This window comes from Vampirovibrionales bacterium (assembly GCA_016712355.1).
Lineage (GTDB): Bacteria > Cyanobacteriota > Vampirovibrionia > Vampirovibrionales > Vampirovibrionaceae > JADJRF01.
The window spans coordinates 1,459,378-1,484,158 of sequence record JADJRF010000005.1; the positions used below are offsets into that span (position 1 = coordinate 1,459,378).

Annotated in this window: 25 protein-coding genes and 1 tRNA gene; 11 read left to right on the forward strand and 15 right to left on the reverse strand. The window is 61.9% G+C overall.

Features of this window, described 5'->3' with window-relative positions:
- The first annotated feature begins 14 nt into the window (after positions 1 to 14).
- The 4 genes from coaD (at position 15) to IPK79_08140 (ending at position 4,417) form a co-directional block, all read left to right on the forward strand.
- Positions 15 to 509 carry a pantetheine-phosphate adenylyltransferase gene (gene coaD, locus IPK79_08125; GenBank protein MBK8190402.1) on the forward strand — a complete coding sequence of 165 codons (495 nt, stop codon included), beginning with the start codon at positions 15 to 17 and terminating at the stop codon, positions 507 to 509.
- A 57-nt stretch (positions 510 to 566) separates the two neighbouring features.
- Entirely contained in the window at positions 567 to 1,385 is an 819-nt protein-coding gene (locus IPK79_08130) for an ATP synthase F0 subunit B (GenBank protein MBK8190403.1), read from the forward strand.
- 213 nt (positions 1,386 to 1,598) lie between these two features.
- The gene (locus IPK79_08135) at positions 1,599 to 3,656 is read left to right on the forward strand and encodes a PAS domain-containing protein (GenBank protein MBK8190404.1); all 2,058 of its coding nucleotides are present in this window, start codon (positions 1,599 to 1,601) and stop codon (positions 3,654 to 3,656) included.
- Complete coding sequence (locus tag IPK79_08140) at positions 3,653 to 4,417, forward strand: response regulator transcription factor (GenBank protein MBK8190405.1); 765 nt, start codon at positions 3,653 to 3,655, stop codon at positions 4,415 to 4,417. The genes IPK79_08135 and IPK79_08140 overlap by 4 nt, the downstream gene beginning before the upstream one ends.
- 107 nt (positions 4,418 to 4,524) lie before the next feature.
- Here the strand turns inward: IPK79_08140 and IPK79_08145 are convergent, their stop codons facing one another.
- From IPK79_08145 to IPK79_08155, 3 genes are all read right to left on the reverse strand, one after another.
- A complete protein-coding gene (locus IPK79_08145) occupies positions 4,525 to 4,992 on the reverse strand; it encodes an OmpH family outer membrane protein (GenBank protein MBK8190406.1) in 468 nt (155 codons plus the stop codon).
- Between the two features lie 120 nt (positions 4,993 to 5,112).
- A complete protein-coding gene (locus IPK79_08150) occupies positions 5,113 to 7,086 on the reverse strand; it encodes a BamA/TamA family outer membrane protein (GenBank protein MBK8190407.1) in 1,974 nt (657 codons plus the stop codon).
- Between the two features lie 313 nt (positions 7,087 to 7,399).
- Complete coding sequence (locus tag IPK79_08155) at positions 7,400 to 8,746, reverse strand: adenylosuccinate synthase (GenBank protein ID MBK8190408.1); 1,347 nt, start codon at positions 8,744 to 8,746, stop codon at positions 7,400 to 7,402.
- Positions 8,747 to 9,015: 269 nt separating this feature from the next.
- Between IPK79_08155 and IPK79_08160 the strand changes: the two genes are divergently transcribed.
- Both IPK79_08160 and IPK79_08165 read left to right on the forward strand, forming a co-directional pair.
- Positions 9,016 to 9,105, forward strand: a tRNA-Ser gene (locus IPK79_08160).
- A 316-nt stretch (positions 9,106 to 9,421) separates the two neighbouring features.
- Positions 9,422 to 10,093 (forward strand): TetR/AcrR family transcriptional regulator, encoded by a 672-nt coding sequence (locus IPK79_08165; GenBank protein ID MBK8190409.1) that lies wholly within the window; start codon positions 9,422 to 9,424, stop codon positions 10,091 to 10,093.
- Here IPK79_08165 and IPK79_08170 read toward each other — a convergent pair.
- The 5 genes from IPK79_08170 to IPK79_08190 form a co-directional block, all read right to left on the reverse strand.
- A complete protein-coding gene (locus IPK79_08170; GenBank protein MBK8190410.1) occupies positions 10,090 to 11,100 on the reverse strand; it encodes an ROK family protein in 1,011 nt (336 codons plus the stop codon). The genes IPK79_08165 and IPK79_08170 overlap by 4 nt on opposite strands.
- A gap of 49 nt (positions 11,101 to 11,149) precedes the next feature.
- Positions 11,150 to 11,551, reverse strand: coding sequence for a glycine cleavage system protein GcvH (gene gcvH, locus IPK79_08175; GenBank protein ID MBK8190411.1), 402 nt, complete (start codon positions 11,549 to 11,551; stop codon positions 11,150 to 11,152).
- Between the two features lie 23 nt (positions 11,552 to 11,574).
- On the reverse strand, positions 11,575 to 12,747 hold the full coding sequence (gene gcvT, locus IPK79_08180) for a glycine cleavage system aminomethyltransferase GcvT (GenBank protein ID MBK8190412.1): 1,173 nt from the start codon (positions 12,745 to 12,747) through the stop codon (positions 11,575 to 11,577).
- A 68-nt stretch (positions 12,748 to 12,815) separates the two neighbouring features.
- Positions 12,816 to 13,604: a hypothetical protein gene (locus tag IPK79_08185; GenBank protein ID MBK8190413.1), complete on the reverse strand. Its 789-nt coding sequence runs from the start codon at positions 13,602 to 13,604 to the stop codon at positions 12,816 to 12,818.
- A 186-nt stretch (positions 13,605 to 13,790) separates the two neighbouring features.
- Complete coding sequence (locus IPK79_08190) at positions 13,791 to 14,990, reverse strand: hypothetical protein (protein MBK8190414.1); 1,200 nt, start codon at positions 14,988 to 14,990, stop codon at positions 13,791 to 13,793.
- Positions 14,991 to 15,158: 168 nt separating this feature from the next.
- Between IPK79_08190 and IPK79_08195 the strand changes: the two genes are divergently transcribed.
- Positions 15,159 to 15,641, forward strand: a complete 483-nt coding sequence (locus IPK79_08195) for a hypothetical protein (protein ID MBK8190415.1) — start codon at positions 15,159 to 15,161, stop codon at positions 15,639 to 15,641.
- 19 nt (positions 15,642 to 15,660) lie between these two features.
- On the opposite strand, the gene IPK79_08200 is transcribed toward IPK79_08195, so the two are convergent.
- A complete protein-coding gene (locus IPK79_08200) occupies positions 15,661 to 16,332 on the reverse strand; it encodes a 3'-5' exonuclease (GenBank protein ID MBK8190416.1) in 672 nt (223 codons plus the stop codon).
- Positions 16,333 to 16,580: 248 nt separating this feature from the next.
- Between IPK79_08200 and frr the strand changes: the two genes are divergently transcribed.
- Positions 16,581 to 17,147, forward strand: coding sequence for a ribosome recycling factor (gene frr, locus IPK79_08205; GenBank protein ID MBK8190417.1), 567 nt, complete (start codon positions 16,581 to 16,583; stop codon positions 17,145 to 17,147).
- A 3-nt stretch (positions 17,148 to 17,150) separates the two neighbouring features.
- Positions 17,151 to 18,086, forward strand: coding sequence for a phosphatidate cytidylyltransferase (locus tag IPK79_08210; protein MBK8190418.1), 936 nt, complete (start codon positions 17,151 to 17,153; stop codon positions 18,084 to 18,086).
- 10 nt (positions 18,087 to 18,096) lie between these two features.
- Here IPK79_08210 and IPK79_08215 read toward each other — a convergent pair whose 3' ends face one another.
- From IPK79_08215 to aroA, 6 genes are all read right to left on the reverse strand, one after another.
- A complete protein-coding gene (locus IPK79_08215; protein MBK8190419.1) occupies positions 18,097 to 18,414 on the reverse strand; it encodes a hypothetical protein in 318 nt (105 codons plus the stop codon).
- A complete protein-coding gene (locus tag IPK79_08220; GenBank protein ID MBK8190420.1) occupies positions 18,411 to 18,749 on the reverse strand; it encodes a hypothetical protein in 339 nt (112 codons plus the stop codon). Before IPK79_08220 ends, IPK79_08215 begins: the two co-directional genes overlap by 4 nt.
- A gap of 417 nt (positions 18,750 to 19,166) precedes the next feature.
- Positions 19,167 to 19,484, reverse strand: coding sequence for a hypothetical protein (locus IPK79_08225; protein MBK8190421.1), 318 nt, complete (start codon positions 19,482 to 19,484; stop codon positions 19,167 to 19,169).
- Positions 19,485 to 19,942: 458 nt separating this feature from the next.
- Positions 19,943 to 20,272, reverse strand: a complete 330-nt coding sequence (locus tag IPK79_08230) for a hypothetical protein (GenBank protein ID MBK8190422.1) — start codon at positions 20,270 to 20,272, stop codon at positions 19,943 to 19,945.
- 116 nt (positions 20,273 to 20,388) lie between these two features.
- Positions 20,389 to 21,057, reverse strand: a complete 669-nt coding sequence (locus tag IPK79_08235) for a 1-acyl-sn-glycerol-3-phosphate acyltransferase (GenBank protein MBK8190423.1) — start codon at positions 21,055 to 21,057, stop codon at positions 20,389 to 20,391.
- Between the two features lie 71 nt (positions 21,058 to 21,128).
- Entirely contained in the window at positions 21,129 to 22,430 is a 1,302-nt protein-coding gene (gene aroA, locus IPK79_08240) for a 3-phosphoshikimate 1-carboxyvinyltransferase (GenBank protein MBK8190424.1), read from the reverse strand.
- Here aroA and IPK79_08245 point away from each other — a divergent pair.
- Positions 22,380 to 23,873: a hypothetical protein gene (locus IPK79_08245; protein MBK8190425.1), complete on the forward strand. Its 1,494-nt coding sequence runs from the start codon at positions 22,380 to 22,382 to the stop codon at positions 23,871 to 23,873. The genes aroA and IPK79_08245 overlap by 51 nt on opposite strands.
- A gap of 98 nt (positions 23,874 to 23,971) precedes the next feature.
- Positions 23,972 to 24,751 carry a flagellar motor protein gene (locus IPK79_08250; GenBank protein ID MBK8190426.1) on the forward strand — a complete coding sequence of 260 codons (780 nt, stop codon included), beginning with the start codon at positions 23,972 to 23,974 and terminating at the stop codon, positions 24,749 to 24,751.
- Positions 24,752 to 24,781 lie beyond the last annotated feature (30 nt).

A 24,781-nucleotide genomic window follows, 5' to 3' on the forward strand; every position in this document is an offset into this window, starting at 1 on the left:
AGGCAGTCAGGTCGATGGCCATTGCGGCTTACCCAGGGAGTTTCGACCCAATGACGCTGGGGCACGTGGATATCGTGACCCGCGCCAGCCGGTTGTTCGATCGGGTGTGGGTCGCCGTTGCCCATAACCCCGCCAAAACCCCTTTGTTCAGCGCGGCTGAGCGGGTGGCGCTGGCGCAGCGGTGCTTATCGCATCTGGGCAATGTCACGGTCGAGGCCTTTGACGGTCTGAGCGCGACCTTTGCCCGTGAGCATCAGGCCACCGCGCTGATTCGGGGACTTCGCTCCCTGGCCGACGTCCCCAGCGAGTTCGCGATGGCGCAAATGAACCGGGCTCTCGCCCCGCAACTGGAGACGATGTTCCTGATGGCTGATCCCGCGTACCAGCATGCCTCGTCCTCGCTGCTCAAGGAAGTCGCTTCCCTGGGCGCAGACGTGGCCGCGCTGGCCCCGCCCCCGGTCATTGAGGCGTTGTCGGCCCGCTACCGCGACCTCAGGCGCAACGGATAGAGAGAGAGTATAACGAGAGACGATCGTGGTTCCAGAATGCAAGGAGATAGGCCGTTGATGAAGTTCTCGAAAATGATAGAGCGGATGGAAGACCTGATTCTGTCCGGCATGGGCGTACCCTTTACGCCGTGGACGGTGGTCAACGGCGACAAGATGGCCCCGCTGCTCGACCGCATTCGTGAAAGCCTGCCCGAGGAGATTCGCCACGCCCAGCACGTGCTGTCGCGCCGCGAAGAGCTGATTGCCGACGCCCAGCGTCGCGCCGAGCAGATGATTGAAGACGCCCGCCGTCAGGCCGACGTGATCCTCAGCGATTCCGAGCTGATGCGCGCGATTCGTGAAGAAGCCGACCGCGTGCGTCAGCAGGTGGTGGTGGATCTCGAAGCGCACCGCCGTAAGGCCTTTGAAGAAGCGGACGCCCTCAAGAATACCGCTGCCGAGGAGGCGCGCCAGTTGCGCGAAGGTTCTGAGCGTTATGCCGACACGGTCTTGTCGAGTTTGGAGCGTCAGTTGGCAGAGTTTCAGGGCGTGGTGCGTAACGGTCAGCAGTATGTGCGCAAGTCGCGCGCCGATGCCATGCAGGCCCTGCGCCCCGAGACGCCCCTGTCGAACACGGCCAACGCTTCGGGCCTCTCTGGCGGGTCAATTTCACCGCGCGCGGGCGGCATTCGCCCGGCCAATATTCCGACTCGCCCCGCGCGCGCCTCGCGTCAGACCGCTGGCGACTCGTCGCGTCGTATGAGTCTGCCGCCGCTGGTGAGCGGCGCCGCGTCGTCGTCGAGCGGCTCGCGCGACTATCTGCCGCTGGAGCGCCCGCTGGATCGGTCGGCAGATCGGCCTGAGCGGTCTTACGATAGCCCCGACAGAAACTACTAAGCCAGCAGAGACGCCTCCAACGAGTCGCGCGGGCTGATATCTCCAGTTTTTTTTCCTCATAAACCAAACCACTTCCATCGTCGATCAATCGCATCCGGCGGGCGTTTGCCTTCGGATGCCTTTTCTTTGGGCGGATTCTGGAAGGGGCGCCGGGTTGACGTTGGCCGCAGAATTGCATACGCTGGAAGAGGAACGAATAGAAGGGGGTCGTCCGTGGAGAACGGGGATTTACGACTGATTCCCCCAGCCGCTGATACCAAGGCGGCGGAGCGCGCGCGCGCAGCGGTTTTCGACGGCTCGCCGCCGCAACTGACGGAAGACCTGCTGGCTGCGGTGCTGGAGAACTGCGAAGACGCCATCATCGGCATTGACCTGCAAGGCCGCGTCTTTCTGTGGAATCAGGGCGCGTGCCGCATGTTTGGCTATGAGGCGCGCGAATGCGTGGGGCGATCCATTGTCTTCATCAGCCCGCCCGAGCGGCGATACGAGGTATTCGAGACCCTGTGCGGCATTGCCGCAGGCGAAGGCCTGAGACGGCGCGAAACCGTACGGATGCGTAAAAACGGCGAGCGCTTCCCGGTTGCGATTACGCATTCGCCGATTTTTGACGCTCAGGGCCGCCTGCTGGGCATCTCGGGCGCGATGCGCGACATCTCGGGCGAAAAGGCCGCCGAGCAGGCCTTGCTGCTGACTCATGAACGCTTGCTGGAATCCCAGCGCCTGGGCGGGGTGGGGGCGTGGGAATGGGATCTGCGCGCGCAATCGGTCTGGTGGTCCGACGAGTCCTACCGGATTTTTGGCCTCTCGCCCCATGCTTTCCTACCCACGCCAGAAGGCGTGCTGTCGCGCGTGGTTCCAGACGATCGCCCGGCCCTGAAACACGCGCTCAGCCGCTCGTTTTCCGGCGACGCCCCCTTTGAAGAAGAATATCGCATCTGGCGCGACGACGGCTCGATTCGCCATGTGCGCTCGCTCGCCCGTCTCGATAAAGACGCCCACGGCGCCCCCCTGCGCCTGATTGGCCATATTCAGGACGTCACCGAGCGCAAGCGATCCGAGCGGACCTTGCGTCGCAGCGAAGAACGCCTCGAAGAATCCCAGAAAATCGCCCACGTCGGCGCCTGGGAGTGGGATTTGCGCGAAAACCGTATCTGGTGGTCCAAAGAGCTGTATCGCCTCTTCGAGCAAGACCCCGACGCCTACACGCCTACGTATCCCGGCCTGCTGGATCGCATCCATCCCGGCGACCGCAATCGCGTGCGCAAGGCCTTCGAAGAGGTCTTCCTGTTTAAGCGGCCCTGCGATATTGAGGCCCGAATCGTTCTGCCGAGCGGTTCGGAGCGGACCGTGCGGGCGCTTTCCAAAGTCGAAGTCGATCGCAGCGGCGCCCTGACCCGCTTTATCGGCACCGCGCAGGATATCACCGAATCGCGCAAGCTCTCCGACGCGCTGGAAGAGCTGAACGAGCAGCTGGAGCAACGCGTGGCCCAGCAAACGGCGGCTCTGCGCCAGGCCAACGACGAGTTACAACGCGCGCTGGATGAGCTGCGCGACGAGGAGCGCCTGCGTGAAACCTTCATCTCGGCGCTGACGCACGACTTGCGAACGCCGCTCATCGGCCAGCAGCGGGCGCTGGAGTTTCTGCAAAACGCGCCGGGCGATGCGTTGGCAAGTTCTGACGAGATCTCTCGCCTCATTACGTCCATGCAGATGAGCAATCGCGACCTGCTGGCCATGGTCAACCGCCTGCTGGAGGCGTATCAGTTTGAAGCGGGCGTCGTCGAGCTGTCGCTGGCCCCCACCTCGCTGCCGCTGCTGATTCAGCAATGCTTCGACGAGCTGTTCTCGATGGCTTCCGCCAAGTCCATCCGCCTGAGCCACGCCCTGCCCGCCGATGGCTTTGAGATTAGCGGCGACTGGGCGCTGCTCAAGCGCGTGTGCGTCAATCTGCTGGGCAATGCGCTGCGCCATACGCCGCAAGGGGGGCATATTCTCGTGCGTGGCGAGCAAACCCCGGAGTCGGTTCGCCTGTATTTCTGCGATGACGGTCCGGGCGTCGCTGAGCAGGCCAGAACGCAGCTCTTTGAGAAGTTCTTCACCCGTCAGCAGGCGCATAAGAAGATTGGTTCCGGCTTGGGCCTGTATATCTGCAAGATGATAGTCTCGTTGCACGGCGGGGAGATCGCCCTCAATGAGAAAGCCGCTTGCGGCGCTGAATTTGTAGTGACGCTGCCCCGAAACGGGCCGACGCAAGGAGGAAATCGCCCATGACGATTATTCCGCAAGAGCTTCCGCGCCGCCTCGCCGGCCCGCGCGCCGATGAGGCGGGCGATCTCCCTCCCAGCGCCGTGATGCGCGTGATGCTTGTCGAAGATCACGAGCTGGTGCGCCACGGCCTGATGCTCTCACTGCGAAGCAAGGGCGTCGAAGTGGTCGCCGAGGCCGAAAACGGCGAACAGGCGCTGGACGTCTGCCGCCAAAAGCATATCGATATCGCGCTGATGGACATCGGCATGCCGGTGATGGACGGCATCACGGCCACACGGCGCATGCGCCATGACTTCCCCGAGGTGAAAATCATCATGCTCACCTCGCACAGCGATCGCGAACAGGTGCTGGCCTCGCTGGCTGCCGGAGCCGACGCCTACTGTATGAAAGACATCGGCGTCGAGCTGCTCCACGACGTCATGAGCATGGTGATGAGCGGCGCCCTCTGGCTCGATCCGGCCATTGCGCGCATCGTGCGACAGGCCCTGCCCGATGCGCGCGGCGAAAACGGCGCGCCTAATGGCGAAGCTCGTCTTAACCGTAAGAAGTACAATACCGACCTGACCTTCCGCGAAAAAGAAGTCCTTAATCTGCTGGTGATGGGCCGCAGCAACAAAGAGATCGCCCGCGAGCTCGATATCACCATCCATACGGTGAAGTCGCACGTCTGTAACATCATCCAGAAGCTGGCCGTCGATGACCGCACCCAGGCGGCGGTCAAAGCGGTTCAGGAAGGCCTGTTCAACGCTTCTGAAGACGCGTAAATCAGGCTGGCAAGGGTTATCAAATAACAAGCGCCCGCTCCAGATACAGAGCGGACGCTTGCCAGTGAAAGAGAGAACCCCCGCGCGCGGGCGGGGCGGGACGATGACTACGGCATCGCGTTGAGCTTGCTCAGCACGTCGGCCGTCAGGTCCACGCCGCCGTTAAGAACGGCCTGGCGCGGCAGGACGACGTCGACGCTGCGGGCCTTGGCTGCGGCCTTGATCGAGGTCTCCAGCGCCTGATCGATTTCTTTCTGGCGGGTGGAGGCCCAATCGCGGTACTCGCGAACCTTGGCGCTGAGTTTGTCGTTGAGGTCCTTTTCAAGCTGATTGCCCGTTACCGGGTTTTTCGGGGCGCTCTTGCGGGCGTCCTCGATTTGCTTGACGAAGTCGGCCTGCATTTTGCGCAGTTCGGCTTCTTTCACCTTGACGTCAGCCGAAAATGACTGGGCTTTGTCATAGCCGCCGGCGACCTTTTCGAGATCCACATAGCCAACAGCGTCCGCCATGGCGACGGCAGGCGCCAGCAACAGCGTGGCGGCCAGCGACAGGGCGGTGAGACGGATTCGATTCATGGGGGCGATACTCCTGATTAACTGCAACATGCTCTCTGTACGAGCGTTTCATGACGCTCAGACCTGGAATGACGTTTATTGTTCCCGCTCTCGGCTAAACGCGGGACGAAGCCGCGGCGACTAGAATTTCTGGCCGATGCCGAAGTTGAAGCGTTGAGTGTACTTGCTGGTTCCGCCAGCGATGGGAATCGCGTAATCCACCCGAATCGGGCCCAGACCCGGCAGGTTGATGCGCAAGCCCGCGCCCACAGAGGCTCCAAAGCCCTTCTGCGCAAAATCTCCGCTGCTGATCAGGTCCGCCTGATCCAGTACCCGGCCGCCGTCTACGAATAGCGCTGTGCTGAGGGTTTCCAGAAACGGTACTTTCTTCAAAGGCCCAAACAGCGGCACTTTGCTGCGAACTTCTGCGCTGCCGAGCAGGAAGCCATTGCCAATACCAAGGCCGCCTTCGCGGAAGCCGCGAACCGAGTATGATCCGCCGACGCGGAACATATTGAACTCGGGGATATCGCCAATCAGGTTGGAGCCGCCTTGGGCGTTCAGCGCCAAGGTAACGCCTTCACGCAGCTTGAAGTACTTGCGCAGGTTGGTGGACACCGTGCCGTAAGACGCGCCGCTCAAGCCGTAGGCGCCCGTCATCGACAGGGTGTTCAGCATCCCCTGGGTGGGGTTGAAGCGGTTGTTGCGCGAGTCGTAAGCCAGCGTCGGCGTGACGCTGAGGAAGGTCCCGCCTTCCAGTTGACCGGAGCGCGCGGATCGCAGGATGCCCAGATCGTCCAGGCTCGAATTGTCGCCGCCTTCGCGCAGGCTGACGCGCTCGCCGCCCAGACCCAGACTCATGGCCATGTGATCGAGCGACTTCAAAGGCCGCGACCACGTGACGCCTGTGCCAATGCGCCGCTCAATCCCCAGCGGGATGTTGACGCTGGCCATGTCACGCCCGTAAGCGGCGACTTCCAGGGCGTTACTGCTGTTAAACAGGCTGGGAGACGACCACGACACGTCAAACTGATAGGTGCGCGCGCTGGCCAGACTGTCGCCGCGCCCGATAATCCCGGTACCGACGGCGGCCATGCTGCTGAAATTCTGGCCGCGACCCAGGAAGTTCGGGTCGTTGTAGCCCACGGAGCCGAAAACGCCAGTGCCAGTATCCAGACCGCCGCCCACGGAGATGGCGCCGGTCTTCTTTTCATCCAGTTCGATGGTCAGGTCGTACTGTTCGGGGTCGTCTGGCGAGGCGGTGAGTACGCGGCGCACGTCCGAGAACGATTGCGTGGAGAAGAGGCGTTTGAGATCCTCGCTGACGACTTTCTCGTTATAGACCGCGCCCTTTTTGGTGGTAAGCATGCGATCCAGCACGAACTGCTTGGTTTTGCGGTTGCCCACAAAGCGGATATCGTTGATTTTGCCTTCGGTGATATTCAGGTTAATGACGCCGTCCGGGTCGTCGACCAGGCCTTTGACGCGCGCCAGCACGTAGCCCTTGCTGGCGTAGAGCTGCTCAATCTTCTGGACGCTCTCGTTGAGCTGGCCGACGTTTTGCGGCATCCCCGTCTGACCGGCGAAAACGCCCTGAAGCTCGCTGTCGGTAATCAGCGTGTTGCCCTGAATGTTGACCCCGGTGACCGGCGCATTCTCCTCGACTTCGATTTTCAGCAGAATGCCGTTATTGGTGGCGATGGGCACGGCGCGAATCTTGTCGGTGAAGTAGCCCATGTCGTAAATGCGCTTGAGATCGCCTTGCAGGTTGCCTTTGTTATACAGGGCGCCGGGCCGGATCGCCATCACGTCCTTGATGGCTTCGCTCTGCACCAGCCGGTTGCCGTCAATTGTGACTTTGGTGATCGTCAGACCCTGGTCATAGCGCTTGTCGCGGGCCGGGCGCACTTCATCGGGAGCGAAATCCGACAGGGGGGTGGGCTCTCCCGCCTGAGGCGCCGAAGCGTCCGTGTCGTCAGCGGTATCGAGGGCTTGCGAGAAGACGGGCGCCGTTGAGACGGCCGCCCCCAGACTCAACGCCAGCGAGAGGCTGAGCATCAGGCGTTTGTTAAGGCGAAACGCCTTCAGGGCGTCAAGATGGGGCGTCATGTCCATGAAAAGCGGGCGCTCCTGTCGAGGGGACTCCAAAAAGGGGGCCAAAAGGGGAAACCGGGAAGAAAACCGGGAAGACCAGTCGGAAGAAGAGGGGGGCTGGGCGCCGATCACCCGGCGCTTGCCAGTGAGAACGGACGGGGCGAATTCACGCTTGCTATAGGCAAAACCCGCAGCGGGCGATCAATTGCCCAGAGGCGCCGAAAGGGGGACGGCCCGGCCGACGCGCGCGCGTTGCCGCGCATGGGCGTCCATTTTACCCGAAACCCTGCCGGAAGACCACCCGCCCCTCAAATCCGGCATCCGCGTCAAGGCGCTAGGCGCACGTGATTTTCGGACGCTGGCGGGTGGATTGTCCGCGCATCGGGTCATCCAGAACGATGGTTTCTTCGCGTCCGGGCCCTGTGCTTAAGATAGCCACCGGGACGCCGCTCAGCTCGCTCAGGCGGTCGAGATAGCGCCGGGCCTCGATAGGCAGGGCGTCCAGCGAAACTGCGCCCCGCACCGGCGCGCGCCAGCCGGGCATCGTTTCGTACACCGGCTCCATTGCCGCCAGCGCGCTGAGACGCGAGGGAAATTGCGACGTCATTTCGCCGCTGAGCCGGTTTCGGTAGCCGACGCAGATGCTCACTTCGTCGAACCCGTCCAGTACGTCCAGCTTGGTGATGGCCAGCCCGTCGAGCCCGTTCACCTGAGCGCTAAAGCGCGCGATGACAGCGTCAAACCAGCCGCAGCGCCGAACCCGTCCGGTGGTCGCGCCAAATTCCTGGCCGACCTGTTGCAGGCGCCCGCCCCGCTCGTCGTTCAGCTCGGTGGGGAAAGGGCCTTCTCCCACGCGGGTGACGTAGGCCTTCATGACGCCAATCACCCGATCGATGCGGGTGGGACCGACGCCAGAACCCGTACAGGCCCCGCCTGCTGTGGCATTGGAACTCGTGACGAATGGATATGTCCCGTAATCAATATCAAGCAGCGCCCCTTGCGCGCCTTCAAACAGGATGTCGCGCTCGGGGGCGGCCAGCGTGTCGGCAAGAAGCGCCACGGCGTCGACGACATAGGGCGCCAGCGGCTCGGCATAGGCGCGACAGAAGGCCATCATGGCTTCGACGCTGTACGCGTCCAGATTCTCGCCCGGAGAAAGACTTGCCAGCAGCGGGCGCATGATTTGCAGCAGACGGCTCAGGCGCTCGTTGAGAATCTCATCGCTTTCGTACAGGTCGCCGATGCGGACGCCGAGGCGTCCCACCTTGTCCATGTAGGTGGGGCCGATGCCGCGCCCCGTTGTCCCGATTTTGCCGCCGTCGCGCGAGGCTTCCAGCGCCTTATCCAGCGCAATATGACACGGCAGGGTGACATGCGCGCGGTCGCTAATCTTGAGGCCGTCGGTGGCGTAGCCTTTGGCGGACATCTCGCCGATTTCGGCCAGCAGGGCCTGCGGGTCGATGACGGTCCCGGAGCCAATGACGCAGCGCTTGCCCGGATACAGCAGGCCAGAAGGAATCAAATGAAACTTGAAGGTCTCGCCGTTGTATTGCACCGTGTGGCCTGCGTTGCAGCCGCCCTGGCAGCGGACAACGACGTCGGCGCGCTCGGCCAGCAGGTCGACAATCTTGGCTTTACCCTCGTCGCCCCACTGAGCGCCTACCACAATGACGTTGGCCATCTCGCTTTGCCTTTTCTGTTGGGTCTGGACTTTTGGGGAACGTGCGCGCCGTAAACCGCGCGGGCGGGGCCTGAGAGAACCCGTTGCGCGGGCAGTATAGGCCAAGGAGACAGGCGGGTCAAGGCGCGCGCCGCTGGCTGCGGGATCGGCGCAAGGCGTTTGCCGGGCGGCGCTTGCGCGAGTTTCAGCGGCGGATTGACTTCCCCGCGCCCGCATTATATGAAAGGGGGGATCCGCTCGGGCGCCCTTGCCGGGCGTCGCCTTCCCAAGGAGAGGTGGCTGAGTGGTCGAAAGCGGCTCCCTGCTAAGGAGTTATGGGGCTTAAAACTCCATCGAGGGTTCGAATCCCTCCCTCTCCGAACTTCGCGACTCGCCATCGCGCGCCGACAACGCCCGCCTTCCAGTTCTGGAGCGGGCGTTGTCGGTTTTCCGGGAAAGCAGGCGGGGCCCTGAGGGGATCCAGAGCAGGGCGTTTTCACGCGCAGCGTCGCTCTCGCCTCGCTCGATGGGATGAGCCCCCCGCAAGTCGCGGCTCATTCGGCAGGCCGCTCTGGCGGTCGCTCCGGGCGTCGCCCGGGGCTTCATTCCATGGGGGATCCGCCCGCAGCGCCTCTCAGGCTACAATAACGAAGGGGACGCCGCTGGCGGGGGTACAGACAGGAACGAGGCAGGGCGATGGAGTCGTCATCGCAACCGGACAAGTATAGTCGTCGCGTGGGCCGCCCGCGCCAGTGCGATCAGCCGGCGGGGGCCTCCACCCGCGAGCTGATTCTGGAAGAGGCTGCGCGCCTGTTTCTGCAGCACGGCTATGCCGGGGTGTCTATCAGCGAGATTACCCAGGGGGTGAATATCACCAAGCCGACGCTGTATCACTACTTTGTGGACAAAGAGAACCTCTTTGCCCTGGTGATGATTAACCTGATGGCCCGCCTGTACGAGCAAACCGCCCCTACGCTGTCCGCCGACGCGCCCTTCTCGGGCAAGCTGGCGCTTCTGCTGCGATGCGCGGCGCGGCCGGGCGGAATCACCTTGTCATGCCTGATGCGCGATGCGGTGGAGCATCTGGATGACTTTCACCTGTTGAGCGTTCGCGGGGCCTTGCGGCGCTATCTCATCGATCCGCTGGAAAACTGCCTGCAAGAAGCGCGCGCGCGCGGCGAAATCCGCGCTCAAGAACCGAGGCTCGTTGCGGAATTCATTCTGGGAGCGCTCGACGGCATTCGCCTGCGCCATGGGTTTTGCGACTCGCCCGAGTACGAGGCGACGCTGGCCGTGTCGCTCGACTTGCTGCTGCGCGGCCTGCTGGCGCCCGGCGCCCCGGTTGCCGCAGAGGCGCCGCAGGCCTAAAGGCTTTCCATGGCCAGATAGGCGGCGCCGACCACGCCCGCATGGTTGTCGAGGGTGGCGCGCTTGATCGGCGTGCCTTCGCGCATGCTGCGCTGGGAGGTGAGTTGGGCGAGTTTGTCGAAGTCGACGAAGCGGCAGAGGCCGCCGCCAATCACCACGACGTCGGGGTCGAGTACGTTGATGACGCTGCCCAGGCCGGTGGCGATATCCTGATGCCAGATATCGACGATGAGCCGCGCGGCGACGTCGCCCTTGGCGAAGGCGTCCATCAGGTCGTGATTGCCAATGGACTCGATCTCCTTGTCCATCGATAGCAGGCGAGAGCCTTTGGCGCGTTCGTCGTTGAGGAGCGTCTCGTGAATCGTCTTGCGCAGGCCGGTGCCTGACGCGAAGGCTTCCCAGCAGCCCCAGCGCCCGCACGTACATTGGCGCAGACGGTCTTTCTCAATGCAGATGTGGCCGACTTCCATGGCAAAGAAGCGGCTGCCGCTGTAGATCTTGCCCTGGCTGACAAAGCCGCCGCCGACGCCGGTGCCCAGCGTGGCCATCATCACCGGGTCAAAGCCGCGGCCGGCGCCCACGCGGTATTCGGCGTAGGCCGCGGCGTTGGCGTCGTTTTCGACGCACACGGGTAGCCCGATGCGCTCTTCCAGAATGCGTTTGAGCTGGGGGATTTCTGACAGGAAGGGCAGATTGCCAATCGAGCCGACGATTTCGCCTGCGCGGCTGTTGACGGCGCCTGCGGTAGAAATGCCGATACCGCCGATGACGGCCTGCGGGTGCAGGCGGCGCAGCTCTTCGGCCATGGTCTCGATGGCTTCGAGAAACAGCTCGGCGTTTTGCGGGGTGGCCGTCATCTGGACATTGCTCAGGCGCGGATTATCGGCGAACTGAGACGTGACGACGGCCGAACAGATTTTAGTTCCGCCGATATCAACGCCGATCGCGGCCTGAACGGCGGATTTTGGCTTGCTGGCGGATTTAGCGGCGGCGGAAGAGGAGGACACGGCGAGCAATCTCCACAGACAGAGGGGCGGGAGCGAGAATCAGCGCGCCTTAGGCCTGGCTCTCTTCGAGAAACTTCATGTACTGCTCGGGCGTCATCAGGGCCTGAATCTCCTCGGCGCGATCGAGCTTGATTTCCAGCATCCAGCCGTCGCCGTAGCAGTCGTCGTTGACCAGATTGGGCTCGTCTTCCAGTTGGCTGTTGACGGCCACGACTTCGCCGCTGACCGGCATATAAAGGTCTGAGGCAGCCTTGACCGACTCAATCGAGCCCAGCGAATCGCCTTTGGCCAGCGTCTGGCCGATTTCGGGCAGTTCGACGTACACCACGTCGCCCAGCGCTTCGGCGGCGTAGTGGCTGATGCCCACGCGCGCGCGATCTTCTTCGTCAAATACCAGCACGTATTCGTGCGTTTCAATGAGTCGCGCCTCTTCGGGAATCAGGCCTTTCATATAGGTTCCCATGCTCTGCTGTCTCACCTCTGCTGCGTTGCTCGGTAAAAGGGTCGCGGGACGATCACGGCGGGCGCGCGTTGGCCCCGGATCTGCGCCTCTACGGCGTCGCCCGGGCCGCTGACGGCGCCTGCTTGAAGATAGCCCATCGCGATCGGTTCATTCAGCGTTGGAGAAATCGAACCGCTGGTGACCGCGCCTACCGCCTCGCCCGCTTTCAGCAGCGCGTCGTGAGGACGGGCAATCGTCTTCTTCAACAGTTTAAGGCAGTAAAGATTTCTGGCAAGCCCCTTTTCCTGTTGCCGTCTGAGGGCTTCACGCCCGATAAATGCGATGGGTTTATCCAGCGACAACGACCAGCCTAGACCCGCTTCCAGCGGCGTGTCTTCCGGCGTAATGTCCTGTCCATGCAGCGGCAGGGCGGCTTCGAGTCGCAGCGTGTCGCGCGCTGCCAGTCCCACGGGTAGCATTTCAATGGCTTCGCCCGCTTGCAGCAGGGCTTGCCAGAGATTAGCCGCCCGCTCATGGGCGACAGCTATCTCGACGCCGTCTTCTCCGGTGTAGCCGGTGCGGCTGAGCCAGACAGACAGGGGCGATCGCAGCGGCCCTGCTTCTTGTCCGGGAATTTCGACCCAGGCGCTGTGAAATCGCGGCGGCAGGCGCTCGGCGGAGACGCCCAGCGCCGCCAGAACACTGGCAAATTGCGGACCTTGCAGGGCCAGCAGCGCGTATTCGGTGGTCAGCGCGGCCTCGACGCCAGAAGGCAGATGACGGCGCATCCACGCCAGATCCGCTTGCGCGTTGGCGGCGTTGCAGATGATGAGCGCCGCGGCGTCAAAGCGCGCCTCGCGCTCGGCCAGACGATAGACGATGATATCGTCCAGAATGCCCCCGGCGTCGTTGAGAAACTGCGTGTAAACGGCTTTGCCCGGCGTCAGGCGGGATAAATCTCGCGGGACAAGCGGCTCCAGCGCTAGACGCGCGCGCTCCCAGTCATCGGCACGCACGCAGGCCAGGCCCATGTGCGAGATGTCAAACAGACCGGCGCGCTCGCGGACGGCGCGATGCTCTTCCATGACCCGGGAAAACTGCAATGGCATGGCCCAGCCCGCAAACGGAACCAGTTTGGCCCCGGCGCGCAGGTGGGCGTCGTGGAGCGGGGTTTTGAGTAAATCACATGCAATCGGGAGCGTCATCTTGCGATTGTGGCGGCGGGCGGCGCGATTGTCAATCTCGCCTGCGCGCGCGCGAAAAATTCCCGTCGCTAGGGCGGCTCGCGGCCCCGTTGCCCGATCGGGCTTGTATTGCGGGGGCGATACCGCTGAGGGCGCCCCCATCCCAAATACGGATCGCGCCAATGGTCGGGAGGGGGCGTTGCTCCCGCGCTCCCGCCCGCAGGCCCGGCGTCAGGCTTTCTGTCGGATTTTCCGGCTGATTTTTTCGCAGGGATTGTGGCGGGGATTGCTGCGGGAACTGTCATCGACGCTGGCGCCTGTCTGACGCCCGCCTGCGGCGCGCGCGATGGCCCCCTGTCTGAATCGGCTGGCGTCTGCCATTGGAAAGGCCGCATCGATTGCGCTGGCGGCAGCGCGGCGAGGGCCTCCTCTCCCGCCAGCTCGAGGAGACGCCGCCGCGCGAAGGCCAGCAGAAATTTCCGCGGAAACGGGGGCGGGGGCGGCATCCGCCACGCGCTCCCGACCCGCTCCGCGTTTTTGGACGCAACAGGCGACGGCGCCGGGCGGATGTTCGTCTGATTCTGTCCGTGCGCGTCCGTGTCGGGGGACAAGGCCGACAGCGGGCATTGCAGGACGGCGATCATCTGACGCAGGACATCCGGCAGCGGCGTGGGAACGCGTTCTGCGTCGGCGCGCCGCCATGGCCAGCGCAGCCAGTGGTTAAAAAACCGCTGCGCGTCCGCCAGGAAATACGCGCCCCACAGGCCGATGCGGGTTTGACCGGATTCCAGCGCAGCGTCGATGACCTCTTCAAACAGCGAGAGGTTTTCCATCAGGGTAAAAAACAGGGCCTTTGGCCGTGAAATCCGTGTCTTCATGGAAAAACGCCTGCATTGGGGCAACTATTGGCAGGCTATCCCATGTTTTTATAAAAGCATAGAGATCAATATTTACGATTTTTCAGAGCCCGCTCTGGGCTTGAAAAAATCGGGTTTTGAAGGTCGACATTGAGGCTTTAACCTTTGGGATCGTGAGATTATTCATCAATACCATGGAGCGGTAGTTTAGGCATTGCCTGTTCCTCCGCCTTCGCATCCATTACTATCGCCGCCTCCAGAGCCGGAGCCTTCTCCCGCTCCGCTGCCGCCGCAACTGCCCCCGCTAGAACCTGAATCGCCAGTGCCGCCGCAACTGCCGCTTCCGCTGGAGCTGCCGCTGCTTCCGTTGGAGCTACTGCCATCCGCATTGGAGTTTCCTCCAAATGCGCCGCCAATGGCATCGCCTAAGGAGCCGAAAGCGCCACCGATCGCATCCCCAACGGCCCCAATGGCGTCGCCCACTGCGCCGACTGCGCCGCCTACCGCATTTCCCACTGCCTCGCCAATAGATCCGAGGCCTTCGACAGCCGCTGACGCCATTGATCCTAAGCCCTCCATGGCCGATGACGCCATCGAACCGAGGGCGGAACCCACGTTCCCAAGGCCTTCGACTGCGGCTGAGGCCATTGAACCAAGGCCGTTCATCGCCGACGACGCCATTGAACCAACGGCGGAGCCGAACGACCCTAAGCCTTCTAAAGCCGACGAGGCCATCGAACCAATGGCCGAGCCAAAAGAGCCCAGACCTTCCAGCGCCTGAGAGCCCATGGCGCCGATGGCGCTTCCAATGCTGCCGAGCATGCCGCCGAGGGAGCTGTTGCTGAAGCCGCCCTGGGTGGCCGCATCCACCGCGCTACAGACGGCGCCGACGAGCGCGCCTGCCAAAGGGCCGCCCATCAGTCCGCCGAGGGTCGATGCGGTAGAACACGCGGTAGACGCGTCGTTGCCAAAGCCAAAGGCTCCCAGCCCCAAGCCGGACAACGCCCCGTTCACCGCGCCCATCCCGATGCTGCCCATCTCGCCGAATCCGCCAAATCCGCCGAATCCGCCGAATCCGCCAAGGCCGCCGCGACCGAAACCCCCGACGTCGCCATAGCCGCTAAAACCATCGCCGCTCCAGCCGCCGAAGCCCAGATCGCCAAGACCTCCAAAACCGCCGAAGCTGCCAAATCCGCCCCAACCGCCATCGACGCTCGCGCCGAGTCCGCCAAAGCCGCCGAAGCCGCCGCTGGTCGAGAGGAGAGGGTCAAATCCCATCGCCGGGCCATACCCGCGCATCAACAACGGATTGCCGTAGATGGGCGAATAACCGTAGTCCATGGCGAATGGATTGCCGGCGAACGGATTCGCGCCGGACGCGCCATAACTCGCGTAAAGTCCTGTCATTCCTCTGACCCCTCGAACACGTCTTCTGAAACCACTACCCCTAAGTATTATAAAAACAATTAAACAGGGACAATTGCGTCAATTTTTGTAACAAAATGGGGCGGAGAGCGTCCGGCGCTTCTACAGTGGAGGGGAGATATCCTGTCTATTAAAACGCGAGCGTTTGCGATGCGGGTTTTGCCACGATTCAGCGGGGTGTTTGCGGTCAAATGCCAGCCCCCGGCTCAGGCGGAGCGGCCTCCTGAAGTTAGCTTCGACGATAACGGGCAGATTACTCTGGCGTTTCCATCGCCGGATGCGCCCGCGCCGCGAAGCCCCGAGGGGATCGTGGCGCAGATCCGTAAGGGAGAGTTAGGAACGCCCTTTCGACTTGAGGTCGAATCGGCACAGCCATCTTCAGCGCCTGATTGGCGTCAGGCGAGCGAAATTCTGCTGACGGTGGAGGCGGATTTGCCTTCTGAGGCCACAGAACAGCAGGTCTACGGCGCCAATTATTATCTGGATTTGGAAATGGCTCGGTTGCTGAACACGCTCGCGTTCCCGTTTCTGTACGTGAAGGGGCTAGTGACGCCTCGAACGGCCGAGCAGGATGCCAGCTTTGCGGCAGGGGCTTTGCGTTATTTCAGCCCGCAGACGCTCTCGATGCGCTGACGTTTGCCTCGCAGGGCGCTTAAGACGCGATGGGGCCCTGATACGTCAGCAGATCCGCGACGGTGCGCAGATTGTCGCGCTCGCGCAGTTGCGACATCAGCGCAAAGAGAATGCCAGCGCTCATGCGCACGTCGTATTCGGCGCGGTGCGGGTTGGGATTGTAAACGCCGCATTGGGTGGCGACCGAGACGCCCGCATAACTGGGAAGTCCGGGCATGGCTTTCTGCGCCAGCACTTTGGTGCAGACGGCGCGGGTGACCTCAAAACGCGAAATGAACGCGCCCAGGCCGGTTTGATCCAGCTTCTCGCGTAAAAAGCCGATATCAAAGGCGACGTTATGCCCCACGATGACCGGAGCCTCGCCGACAAAGCGGCAGAGCTCGCTCAGGGCCTGAACAGGCGCCGGCGCGTCGAGGGTCATGGCAGGATTAATGCCGGTGAGCGCCTGCACCTCGTCGGGAATCTCTTCGGTGGGCTTGACCAGCGTCGTGAATTTGGCCGCCTCTTCGCCGTTGACGAACTGGATGGCGGTGATCTCGGTAATGGCGTTCTTGCGCGGATTCAGGCCTGTGGTTTCGAGATCAATTACGGTGAACAGGGCCTCGGTCAGAGGCGTGGCGGCTTCAACGGCCTTGGCGGGCGCGGCTTCGCGCTCGGCGACGACCAGACTGCCAAAAAGAGACTGCTGCATGTGGATACGCTCTCCCGTGCGCGGATACGCGTCAACTCTCTTAACTGTGGTTTGGGCTCACTGTCGTTTGGAGATTATGGTAGCCAGAGCCGATGCGCCGAATCAAGTAACGCCTTGTTTACCTTGGCGCAGCGCTTCGCGAGGGCCGCGGCCTGTGGCGGCTTGCGCCGGTTGAACGTCTTGTTTAAGATAGCAGGCGATTATCGCTGAAATCCTGCAATGTGGATGGATATGGGGAGTCGCTTGCTATGGTCGCTACAGTCGATGAACTCTTTAGTCAGGCCGAATCCAAGATGAAGAAGGCCATCGGGGCTGTTCAGAACGAATTGGGCACGGTGCGCACCGGTCGCGCCAATCCGTTGATTCTGGACCGCGTGCTGGTCGATTATTACGGGACGCCGACGCCGATTCGCCAGATGGCCAACGTGTCGGTGCAGGGCGGTCAGACGCTGGTGATTCAGCCGTACGATAAATCGGGGCTGGCGGAGATTGAAAAAGCCATCGCGAAATCCGAATTGGGCTTGCCCGCCAATAACGACGGCGCAGTGATACGCATTAACATCCCGCCGCTGACCGAAGACCGGCGCAAGGATCTCGCGAAATCGGTTCGCAAGATGGGTGAAGACGGCAAAATTGCCGTTCGCAACGTGCGGCGCGACGCGTCCAACGATCTGGATCGCCTCAATAAAGAACTGAATCTGCCGGAAGACGAGTTTAAGACCCGTCAGGACCGCCTGCAAAAGCTCACGGACCGTTATAACGCGCAAATCGATACCCTGATCGCCGAAAAAGAAAAAGAAGTGCTGGAAATCTAGCGCGTGAGCTCTATCACCGACCTGTCGACGCCAGAAGAGCCGGTTTCGCAAGCCGACGACGCGCCCAGTCCGCCGCGAAAGGCCAAGACGCAGCGCGTGGGCATCGGCTTTGCGCTGGCCGGCGCGCTGACGGCTGTCATTTTCGCCGGGGGCTGGTGGTGGACGGGCGCGGCGCTGTTTGCGCTGTTTCAGGGGTTTCGCGAACTGACGGTCATTTACCGCGCCAAGGGCGTTTCGCCGTCTCAGGCCATTGTGCTGGCTGTCGGCGTGGCGCTGATTCTACTGGCGCACTTTGGCAAAACCGGGTATATTCTGCCGATCGTGACGTTGGGTATTATCAGCGGGTTTATTCGTCTGCTGTTTCGTCAGCCGCGCGCCTCGATTAACGATATCGGCGCGACGTTTCTGGCGATCTTTTATGTCGGCTTCCTGCCGATGCATTTTATCCTGTTGCGCAATCTGGTCGCGCAGCCGGATTTGGCCCCGTGGCTGCAACCGGGCGCGTTCTATGTGTTTTTCACCTCGCTGGTGATTGCGATGTCTGATGTGGGGGCGTATTACGCCGGGCGGCTATTTGGGCGTCGCCTGCTGTATCCGGCCATCAGCCCCAAGAAGACGCGCGAGGGCGCGGTCGGCGGGCTGATCATCGGTCTTGCCTTCGGGCTGGGGTTTGCCGGGCTGCCGCATTTCAACTGGATTCACGCCGTGATTCTCAGCCTGTTGCTGATTGTCGTCGCGCAACTGGGCGATCTCGCCGAATCGCTCATGAAGCGCGATGCGGGCGTCAAGGATTCCGGCGGTCTGTTTCTGGGCCATGGCGGCCTGCTCGATCGCCTCGACAGCTTCCTGTTTTGCGGCGTGACGGCCTACTATTACATCCACTGGGTGATTCTGCGCCAAGGGGTGGCCAGCGAATTCCTGCACTGGCTGCCGCGCTAGCCCGCTGGGCCTAAGACTTGCTGCCGCGTTGGACCTGTCTCAGCAGGGCCTGGTCGTCAGGGTAATGGCTGTTGGTAATGGGGCCTCGTATGTCGCACATGCCGCCTTGAGCCGCCAACGCACTTAAAAACATGCGATCGCCCATCAATCCTCCCTTGAGGTCATTGGAAATGTTGGCATAGGTAACCCCATGCTGGCCTTGGTCACGATGATAACGAATTTCAACGGGCCCTCTCGTACGCTTCGCCAATTCTGCGCTATCAATAGTTTCCATACCGACAATGTTTGTGAAAACAGAGCCGAAGCGAACGGGAGAGAACGGGGTCATGACGAGGGGGCTCCTGCCGGGGTGGGGGGCTTAATAGCTTGAATCACACGTTGGACCCAGGGATCCTGATTGTTGGGGAGATCTGTTACTGCTGCCTTGAAGCCTAGGTTCTTCAAGGTTAATAAAAAGCCCTGAACGAAGGTTTCCTGATGAGTCTTCGGGAAGCGGATGGTAATGGTATCGTCGGGGTTTACTTCCGCCTGATCTGCCTTATATGTATCCTTCGCCCATCCTACGAGCGTTGCCTGCGTCTCAACGAGCTTCACAGGAGCATAATGTGTTGGGAGATGGACTTTAAACGTCGACCCAAAGCGAACAGGGGGAAGGGGGTTCATGGGGTGATTCTTTCTGCTGAATAAAGCATAGGGGAAGCTCGTAAAGACGGTTATTAATATGGATGAGGGGCCCGGAGGGCGGAAACTAATTCCTGATCGAGCGAGAAAGAGCTCTGGGCTAAAGGCCCGTCCACTTCCCCCTTAATTTTTAAATTGGCCGCCGCAAACGCAAACCCGCGATCCGCGCCCAGATCATCGCCCAAAAAACCGTTGGGGATAATGACGGTCAAGGCATTATCAGTGCGTAAGACTTGCTGCGTGTATTGGCCTGCATAATCTTCGATACACTTTAGTTTGGATTTGAGGTTGCTATCGAGCTTTCGCGGGATGGGAAAGGTAAACGTCGACCCGAAGCGAGGCAAATTGGGGGAAAGCATTCGCGAAAATCTCAAGATTTGCTACAACAAAAGTAGGTTCTCATGCTTGCCGTCGGCGGTCAACGGGTGGGCGCGCCACTTGCCCAAGAAGGCTCTGGAGCGCCGGATCAGGCTGATTCGCGATCGGGCCCTTGATGCGGCAGCGCACCCCAAGACCGGCCAAGGCCGCCAACAGACAGCGATCGGCGTCAATGCCCTGATGATTCGTCAGCGTCACTTGTGTGATGCAATTGTGCTTATCGATTTCCCACTGCACGCCCTCGCCATGCGCGCGCGCAATGTCCAGAACGTTTACCGCCGTGTCGGCGGGCCGGGGCGACAGGGCTTTGAATTCAGAGCCAAAGCGGAGGGCGATCATCAGAGCGGCGCGCGCGACGCAGGGGGGGATGCATTAAGCGTTCAGAAGCAACAAAGCCTTTTGGTCCTTTGGATTTTTGCTACGGGCAAAAGGCCCCAGGACTTTTACGCCTCTACAACCATGATTTATTAAGGCGTTAGCGAACGTGCGGTCGGCATCCATGGTTGGGAAACCATCCGGGACGTCGACGGTTAAGACCTTATTCAATCGATCAGATTTGACTGAAAGGGGTTGGGGTGTGTCTACCATAACAAGGCCCAGTCTTGATAGGGTTGATGGATTAGTGGGCAGGACAAACGTGGAGCCGAAGCGGGCGGTGGAAAGGGGGGAGGTGATCATGGCAGGGAACCTCGCAGCGTTTTGATCGGACAAGCAGATCTACGACAATGTGAGTAGAGTCTCATGCCCAAAGCCGTCTGGCAAGGATGCGTGATTTGCCCGCGCGACGCGGGGGGGCATTACCCTTTCAAGTCTAAAATCAATCGCTGATCGGAAGCATCCGGGGAGGCCGCAAAAGGCCCCGATACCGAGACGAGTTGGAGCCCATTCCTGTACGCAGTGACCGCAAAGGCGCGGTCGCCCTCTAGGGATCCGTTGGTATTGGGGATAATAACGGTGCTGAGGTCGCCGTCTCCAGCAGGGATGTCTAATGAAGCCGCATTCAAACGAATGCCGTTGGGCTCCTGACGCATCGCCCTGAAGATGGCCTCACCCAGTTGCTCAATGGGCGGGTTTTTTAGGACAAACGTAGAGCCGAAGCGGGCGGCGGAGAGGGGGGAAGTGATCATGGCAGGGAACCTCGCAGAGTCGTGAGTTGACAACAAGATCTACGACAACGCAAGTAGGTTCTCACGCGCAAGGCTGTCTGGCAATAAATTCTGGCGACGCGTTCTGAGGAAGGGAATTAAGAGGCGCGATCGGCGGCGCATTGCTCGCCTTGGGCTTTGAGCGCCTCGATGCGATGCATGAGAATCTCGGTCAGCGTGTCGACGTCTTGACCCTCGTAAGGAATCGGCGCGCCCAACGTCACCAGCAAGCGCTTGCCGCGACCGCGCTGGGTGTGCGTTACGGCCGCAGGCAGAATAGGGGCCTGCGTGGCCCGCGCGATAAAGGCCGCGCCCTTTTTAGGATCGCTGACCTTGCCGTCCTTCACCCGGGTGCCTTCTGGAAACAGCCCCATACACCAGCCCTTGGCCTCCAGCGCCAGCTTGGCCGCGCGGACGGTGGCGATTTCTACCTTGTCGCGGTTGACGGCGATCGTGCCCAGATGATCCATAATCCAGCCCATGACCGGATGCACGAACAGCTCGCGCTTGGCTAGAAACGCGGTGTTATAGCGATCAATGGCCAGCCCCACGCAAACCGGATCAAAATTGGACACGTGATTGGCGGCGACAATAAATCGGCTGGTGTCGCGCGGAATATGCTCGCGACCGACGATGACGAGATCATAGCGCAGCCGAAACAGGATCCACAGGCCGCTCCAGGACAGGCGGTAAAACCACCAGCGAAAGGTGTTGTAATCTGACAGCTTGCGCTGAGCGAAGCGGTTGAGGTTTTGGGGTTCCGTCATGGCAGGCGCCTTCTGAGATGAGGGGATTTCTGGGGTGGGGATTCTTTAAAAGAGGGGCATCGCTGCCGGGCTTAGCCCAGCGCGTCGAGCGCCTCCTGAAATCCCGGAAACGAGACGCTCGCCCATTCGGCGCCTGTCATCGGCCAGCGCGCATCCGGCGAGGCGATGCGGTTGAGCGCGCGCAGGGCCATCGCCACGCGGTGATCGCCGTGCGCCGACAGCGGCTCGCGCGGAGAAGGCAGACGCCGTTGCGGGTCGCCGACCAGACGAAAGCCATCGTCGAAGACGTCCATCGACACGCCCAGCTTGGCGAATTCGTCGGCCATGGCGGCGATGCGGTCAGATTCCTTATGCCGCAGCTCTTCGGCGCCGCGCACGGTCAGCGTGCCGTCAAGATAGAGCCCGGCGACTGCGAGAATCGGCAACTCGTCAATCATAGACGGCACGTCCTGGGCTTCGAGGGTGAGATCGCCTTTGAGAGCGCGTGTTTCAATCAGAATATCGCCGACCGGTTCGCCGCAGACGTCGCGCCGATTGTCAAATTCAAGCCCTGCGCCAACGCGATCCAGCGCCTCAAATAGCCCGATTCGACCGGGATTCAGCCCGACATCGCGCAGTCGGATGCGCGAGCCGTCGCTCAGCAGCGCTGCAACGACGAAGAACGCCGCCGACGACGCATCGCCGGGAACCGTCCAATTCACGGGCGAAAAACGGCGTTCGGGGTCGCCCGAGACGCAGACGGCGCCATCTGACGGCGCGTGAGAGACGCGCGCGCCGAGGAAACGTAGCATCCGCTCGGTGTGGTCGCGCGTGGGGTAGGGCTCGCGCACGCGGGTGTCGCCCTCTGCGAAGAGTCCGGCCAGCAGCAGCGCAGATTTCACTTGGGCCGAGGCCGTGGGCATGGCGTAGTCGATGCCGCGCAAGCCGTTCGGGGCGGGCGCGATGGTCAGAGGCGCGCGCGTGTTGTCTGCCGCACCGGCAATATCTGCGCCCATCTGGCGTAAGGGCGTGATGACGCGGGCCATCGGTCGGCGGCGCAGGCCTTCGTCGCCAGTGAGCGTCACGCGCAAGGCGTGGGCGCTGAGCAGGCCCGACAGCAGACGCATCGACGTGCCGGAATTCAGGCAATCCAGCGTGGCGGCGGCACCGTCGGGCTGGGTCCAGCGCGCAGGGGCGATCACGCGCCAGGCGTCGTCGCCCAGCGGTTCAAAGCGGGTCCCCAGCGCCGTGAGGCATTGGCGCGTGGCGCGCACGTCGTCGTTGGGCGGCAGATGCGCGATATGGCTTTCGCCGGGCGACAGGGCCGACAATAACAACGCGCGATGGCCGATGGATTTATCGCCGGGCAGGCGCAACTCGCCGCGCAGTCCCATTCAGGCGGGTCTCCGGTTGGGGTCGACAGAAACGCAGGCGGGGCGCCGTGCGTTTTGCCTGCGCGCGCCGCGCGCAAAGGCCGTCAGGCAGGGCGATTGTGCTACAGTAATGACATGGCGGAATTCTTCAAACAGGCGCCCGCGCCGGAATCGCTGCAAAAGCGGCTCTTCGATTCTATTTTCCACAAACAGAGCGTTGTGGGAAGCTTTCCGCTCTCGACGCCGTTGACGCCCCTGTATGCGTTTCCGGCCATGATGCTGTCGGGGTTGGCGATCGTGCTGTGCGTCGACGACTTCGCCTTGCGCCGTAATCTGGACGCCATTCGCGCGGCGGGCTACGACGCGCCTGACGTACTGGGGCTGGGCGGCGAGGCGACGGCGGCGCATCAGCAAAGCGTGTTTGAAGAAATCAACCGTCAGCGCGCTCGCCTGCTCTTTGTCACGCCGGAGTCGTTCTGCTCGTTTCGCTTTTTGCCGGTGCTGGCGCGCGAGCGGGTGAGTTTTCTCGCCATCGAAGATGCGCATCGCCTGTTGCCGGGTTATGGCGAGTCGCGCGGAGAGGATCGCGCGCTTCAGACGCTGGGCGCCCTGCGTCAAAAGCCCCCTCTGGCGCTATTCTCGGCGCCGTTGTCGGACGCGCGGCGCAATGCGCTCTTGCGGCGGGTGAGCGCTTCCAACGGCCTTATTTCATCGCGCGAGACGTTCTATGCCGTGCAGGAGACCCCGTCGCTGTCGCAAACCCGTCTGAGCGCGCAACTGGCCCTTACCGAGCGTCAGAAATTTAACGCCCTGTGCCGTACGTTGGCGGGCGTTGTCGGCAAAGGCAACATGGGCGGACTGTTTCGCGTGGGCTCCGCGCTGATTCGCGCGCGAGACGCCCGCAGCGCGAATGCCCTGCTGACGCGCCTGCATCGCGTGGGCTTCGAGTCGCTGTTTGCATATCATGACCGGCTGCCGTCGGCTGAGCGCGAGCGGGTCGCGCATGCGTACGCCACGCAGCGCAATGCCATTGTGGTCGCCCACGGCCCGTGCGATCGCATGCTCTTGCCGCCGCCGCAGGACGCCTCAAAAATCCTGTACTGGCAATTTCCGGTGTCTCTGGAAGAGGCGCTCGCCCAGTTGTTTCAAGTGCGCGAAAACGAGTCGCGCGCCGTCGAAGGCGTGATTTTCTACACCCGCGACGATTATCAGGAGGCGCTGAGTCGTGCGCAATGGGCGCAAGCGCCGACCCCTGGGGCGCAGGCGCTCAAAACAGCCCGGATTCAATCGATTCGCCTTGCCCGGCAATGGCTGTTGAGCGACGCGTGTCGCGTTCAGGGCCTCTTGCGCCGCGCACTCCCAGAATGGGGGGACGATGCGGGGCCATGTGGTCTGTGTGACGTCTGCGCCTCTCATGCGCGCGGAGGATTTTTGCGCGGCGCCCTCCGGCATTGGCTCTATTAATTGTGCATAGACGGCGCGCGCGCGGCGATCGCCCCCTATAATAAATACGGCGAGCGGCCGCGGGGGCTGCTGCAGGGAGTTGGGGCGACGACGCAACCGTGGATATTTCATCAGTCCTTGGCTTGATTTTAGGTCTGTTGGCCGTGTTTGGCGGCGCATTGCTCGAAGGCCTCGGGCTGGACGCGATTCTGCAAGAGACCGCGTTTATCATCGTAATGGGCGGGACGGTGGGCGCCATTCTGCTCAGCCACCCGCAGAACGAGCTGATGGATTGCGTCAAGAGCTTGCCGGGCGTGTTTCTGCCGCCCAAGGAAAAGCCGCGCGAAATTATCGAGCTGCTGGTCGGGCTGGCGCTCAAAGCCCGCAAAGAAGGCATTCTGGCCCTTCAGAACGACATCAAGAACATCCCCAACGATTTTTTGCGCAAGGGGCTGGAGTTGATGACCGACGGCACGGACCCCTCGCTGCTGCGCGAATTGCTCGAAACCGAGCTGGGCATGTTTGAAGAAGAAATCGGCCACAGCGCCAAAGTGCTGGAATCCGGCGGCGGCTTTGCGCCGACAGTCGGTATTCTGGGTGCGGTGTTGGGCTTAATCAAGGTGATGCAGAACCTGGCCGATCCCTCCAAGCTGGGATCGGGTATCGCAGTGGCATTTGTCGCGACCGTGTACGGCGTGGGCGCTGCCAACCTGCTGTTTTTGCCCATTGCCAACAAAATCAAGTTCAAGGGAAAGGCCGCCGTCGTCTGCCGCGAAATGATGATCGAGGGCATTCTGTCGATTCAGGCGGGCGAAAGTCCCAATTTTATCCGTGAGAAGCTCAAGGTCTTTTTGCCAGCCGGCGAGGCGAAGAAAATGACCGCGCAGGAACCCAAATAACCCGCTCGGGCTTACGACGACGACAGGCGA

What these genes read in the sequence shown, in the direction of transcription:
- IPK79_08245 (MBK8190425.1), top strand. Translation starts at nt 22,380, where the DNA reads ATGGCCGATGGATTTATCGCCGGGCAGGCGCAACTCGCCGCGCAGTCC.
- IPK79_08220 (MBK8190420.1), bottom strand. Translation starts at nt 18,749, where the DNA reads ATGAACCCCCTTCCCCCTGTTCGCTTTGGGTCGACGTTTAAAGTCCAT.
- gcvH (MBK8190411.1), bottom strand. Translation starts at nt 11,551, where the DNA reads ATGAAAGGCCTGATTCCCGAAGAGGCGCGACTCATTGAAACGCACGAA.
- coaD (MBK8190402.1), top strand. Translation starts at nt 15, where the DNA reads ATGGCCATTGCGGCTTACCCAGGGAGTTTCGACCCAATGACGCTGGGG.
- IPK79_08195 (MBK8190415.1), top strand. Translation starts at nt 15,159, where the DNA reads ATGCGGGTTTTGCCACGATTCAGCGGGGTGTTTGCGGTCAAATGCCAG.
- IPK79_08155 (MBK8190408.1), bottom strand. Translation starts at nt 8,746, where the DNA reads ATGGCCAACGTCATTGTGGTAGGCGCTCAGTGGGGCGACGAGGGTAAA.
- IPK79_08215 (MBK8190419.1), bottom strand. Translation starts at nt 18,414, where the DNA reads ATGACCCCGTTCTCTCCCGTTCGCTTCGGCTCTGTTTTCACAAACATT.
- IPK79_08130 (MBK8190403.1), top strand. Translation starts at nt 567, where the DNA reads ATGAAGTTCTCGAAAATGATAGAGCGGATGGAAGACCTGATTCTGTCC.
- IPK79_08140 (MBK8190405.1), top strand. Translation starts at nt 3,653, where the DNA reads ATGACGATTATTCCGCAAGAGCTTCCGCGCCGCCTCGCCGGCCCGCGC.
- IPK79_08145 (MBK8190406.1), bottom strand. Translation starts at nt 4,992, where the DNA reads ATGAATCGAATCCGTCTCACCGCCCTGTCGCTGGCCGCCACGCTGTTG.
- gcvT (MBK8190412.1), bottom strand. Translation starts at nt 12,747, where the DNA reads ATGACGCTCCCGATTGCATGTGATTTACTCAAAACCCCGCTCCACGAC.
- aroA (MBK8190424.1), bottom strand. Translation starts at nt 22,430, where the DNA reads ATGGGACTGCGCGGCGAGTTGCGCCTGCCCGGCGATAAATCCATCGGC.
- IPK79_08190 (MBK8190414.1), bottom strand. Translation starts at nt 14,990, where the DNA reads ATGACAGGACTTTACGCGAGTTATGGCGCGTCCGGCGCGAATCCGTTC.
- frr (MBK8190417.1), top strand. Translation starts at nt 16,581, where the DNA reads ATGGTCGCTACAGTCGATGAACTCTTTAGTCAGGCCGAATCCAAGATG.
- IPK79_08235 (MBK8190423.1), bottom strand. Translation starts at nt 21,057, where the DNA reads ATGACGGAACCCCAAAACCTCAACCGCTTCGCTCAGCGCAAGCTGTCA.
- IPK79_08150 (MBK8190407.1), bottom strand. Translation starts at nt 7,086, where the DNA reads ATGGACATGACGCCCCATCTTGACGCCCTGAAGGCGTTTCGCCTTAAC.
- IPK79_08200 (MBK8190416.1), bottom strand. Translation starts at nt 16,332, where the DNA reads ATGCAGCAGTCTCTTTTTGGCAGTCTGGTCGTCGCCGAGCGCGAAGCC.
- IPK79_08230 (MBK8190422.1), bottom strand. Translation starts at nt 20,272, where the DNA reads ATGATCACTTCCCCCCTCTCCGCCGCCCGCTTCGGCTCTACGTTTGTC.
- IPK79_08185 (MBK8190413.1), bottom strand. Translation starts at nt 13,604, where the DNA reads ATGAAGACACGGATTTCACGGCCAAAGGCCCTGTTTTTTACCCTGATG.
- IPK79_08165 (MBK8190409.1), top strand. Translation starts at nt 9,422, where the DNA reads ATGGAGTCGTCATCGCAACCGGACAAGTATAGTCGTCGCGTGGGCCGC.
- IPK79_08225 (MBK8190421.1), bottom strand. Translation starts at nt 19,484, where the DNA reads ATGATCGCCCTCCGCTTTGGCTCTGAATTCAAAGCCCTGTCGCCCCGG.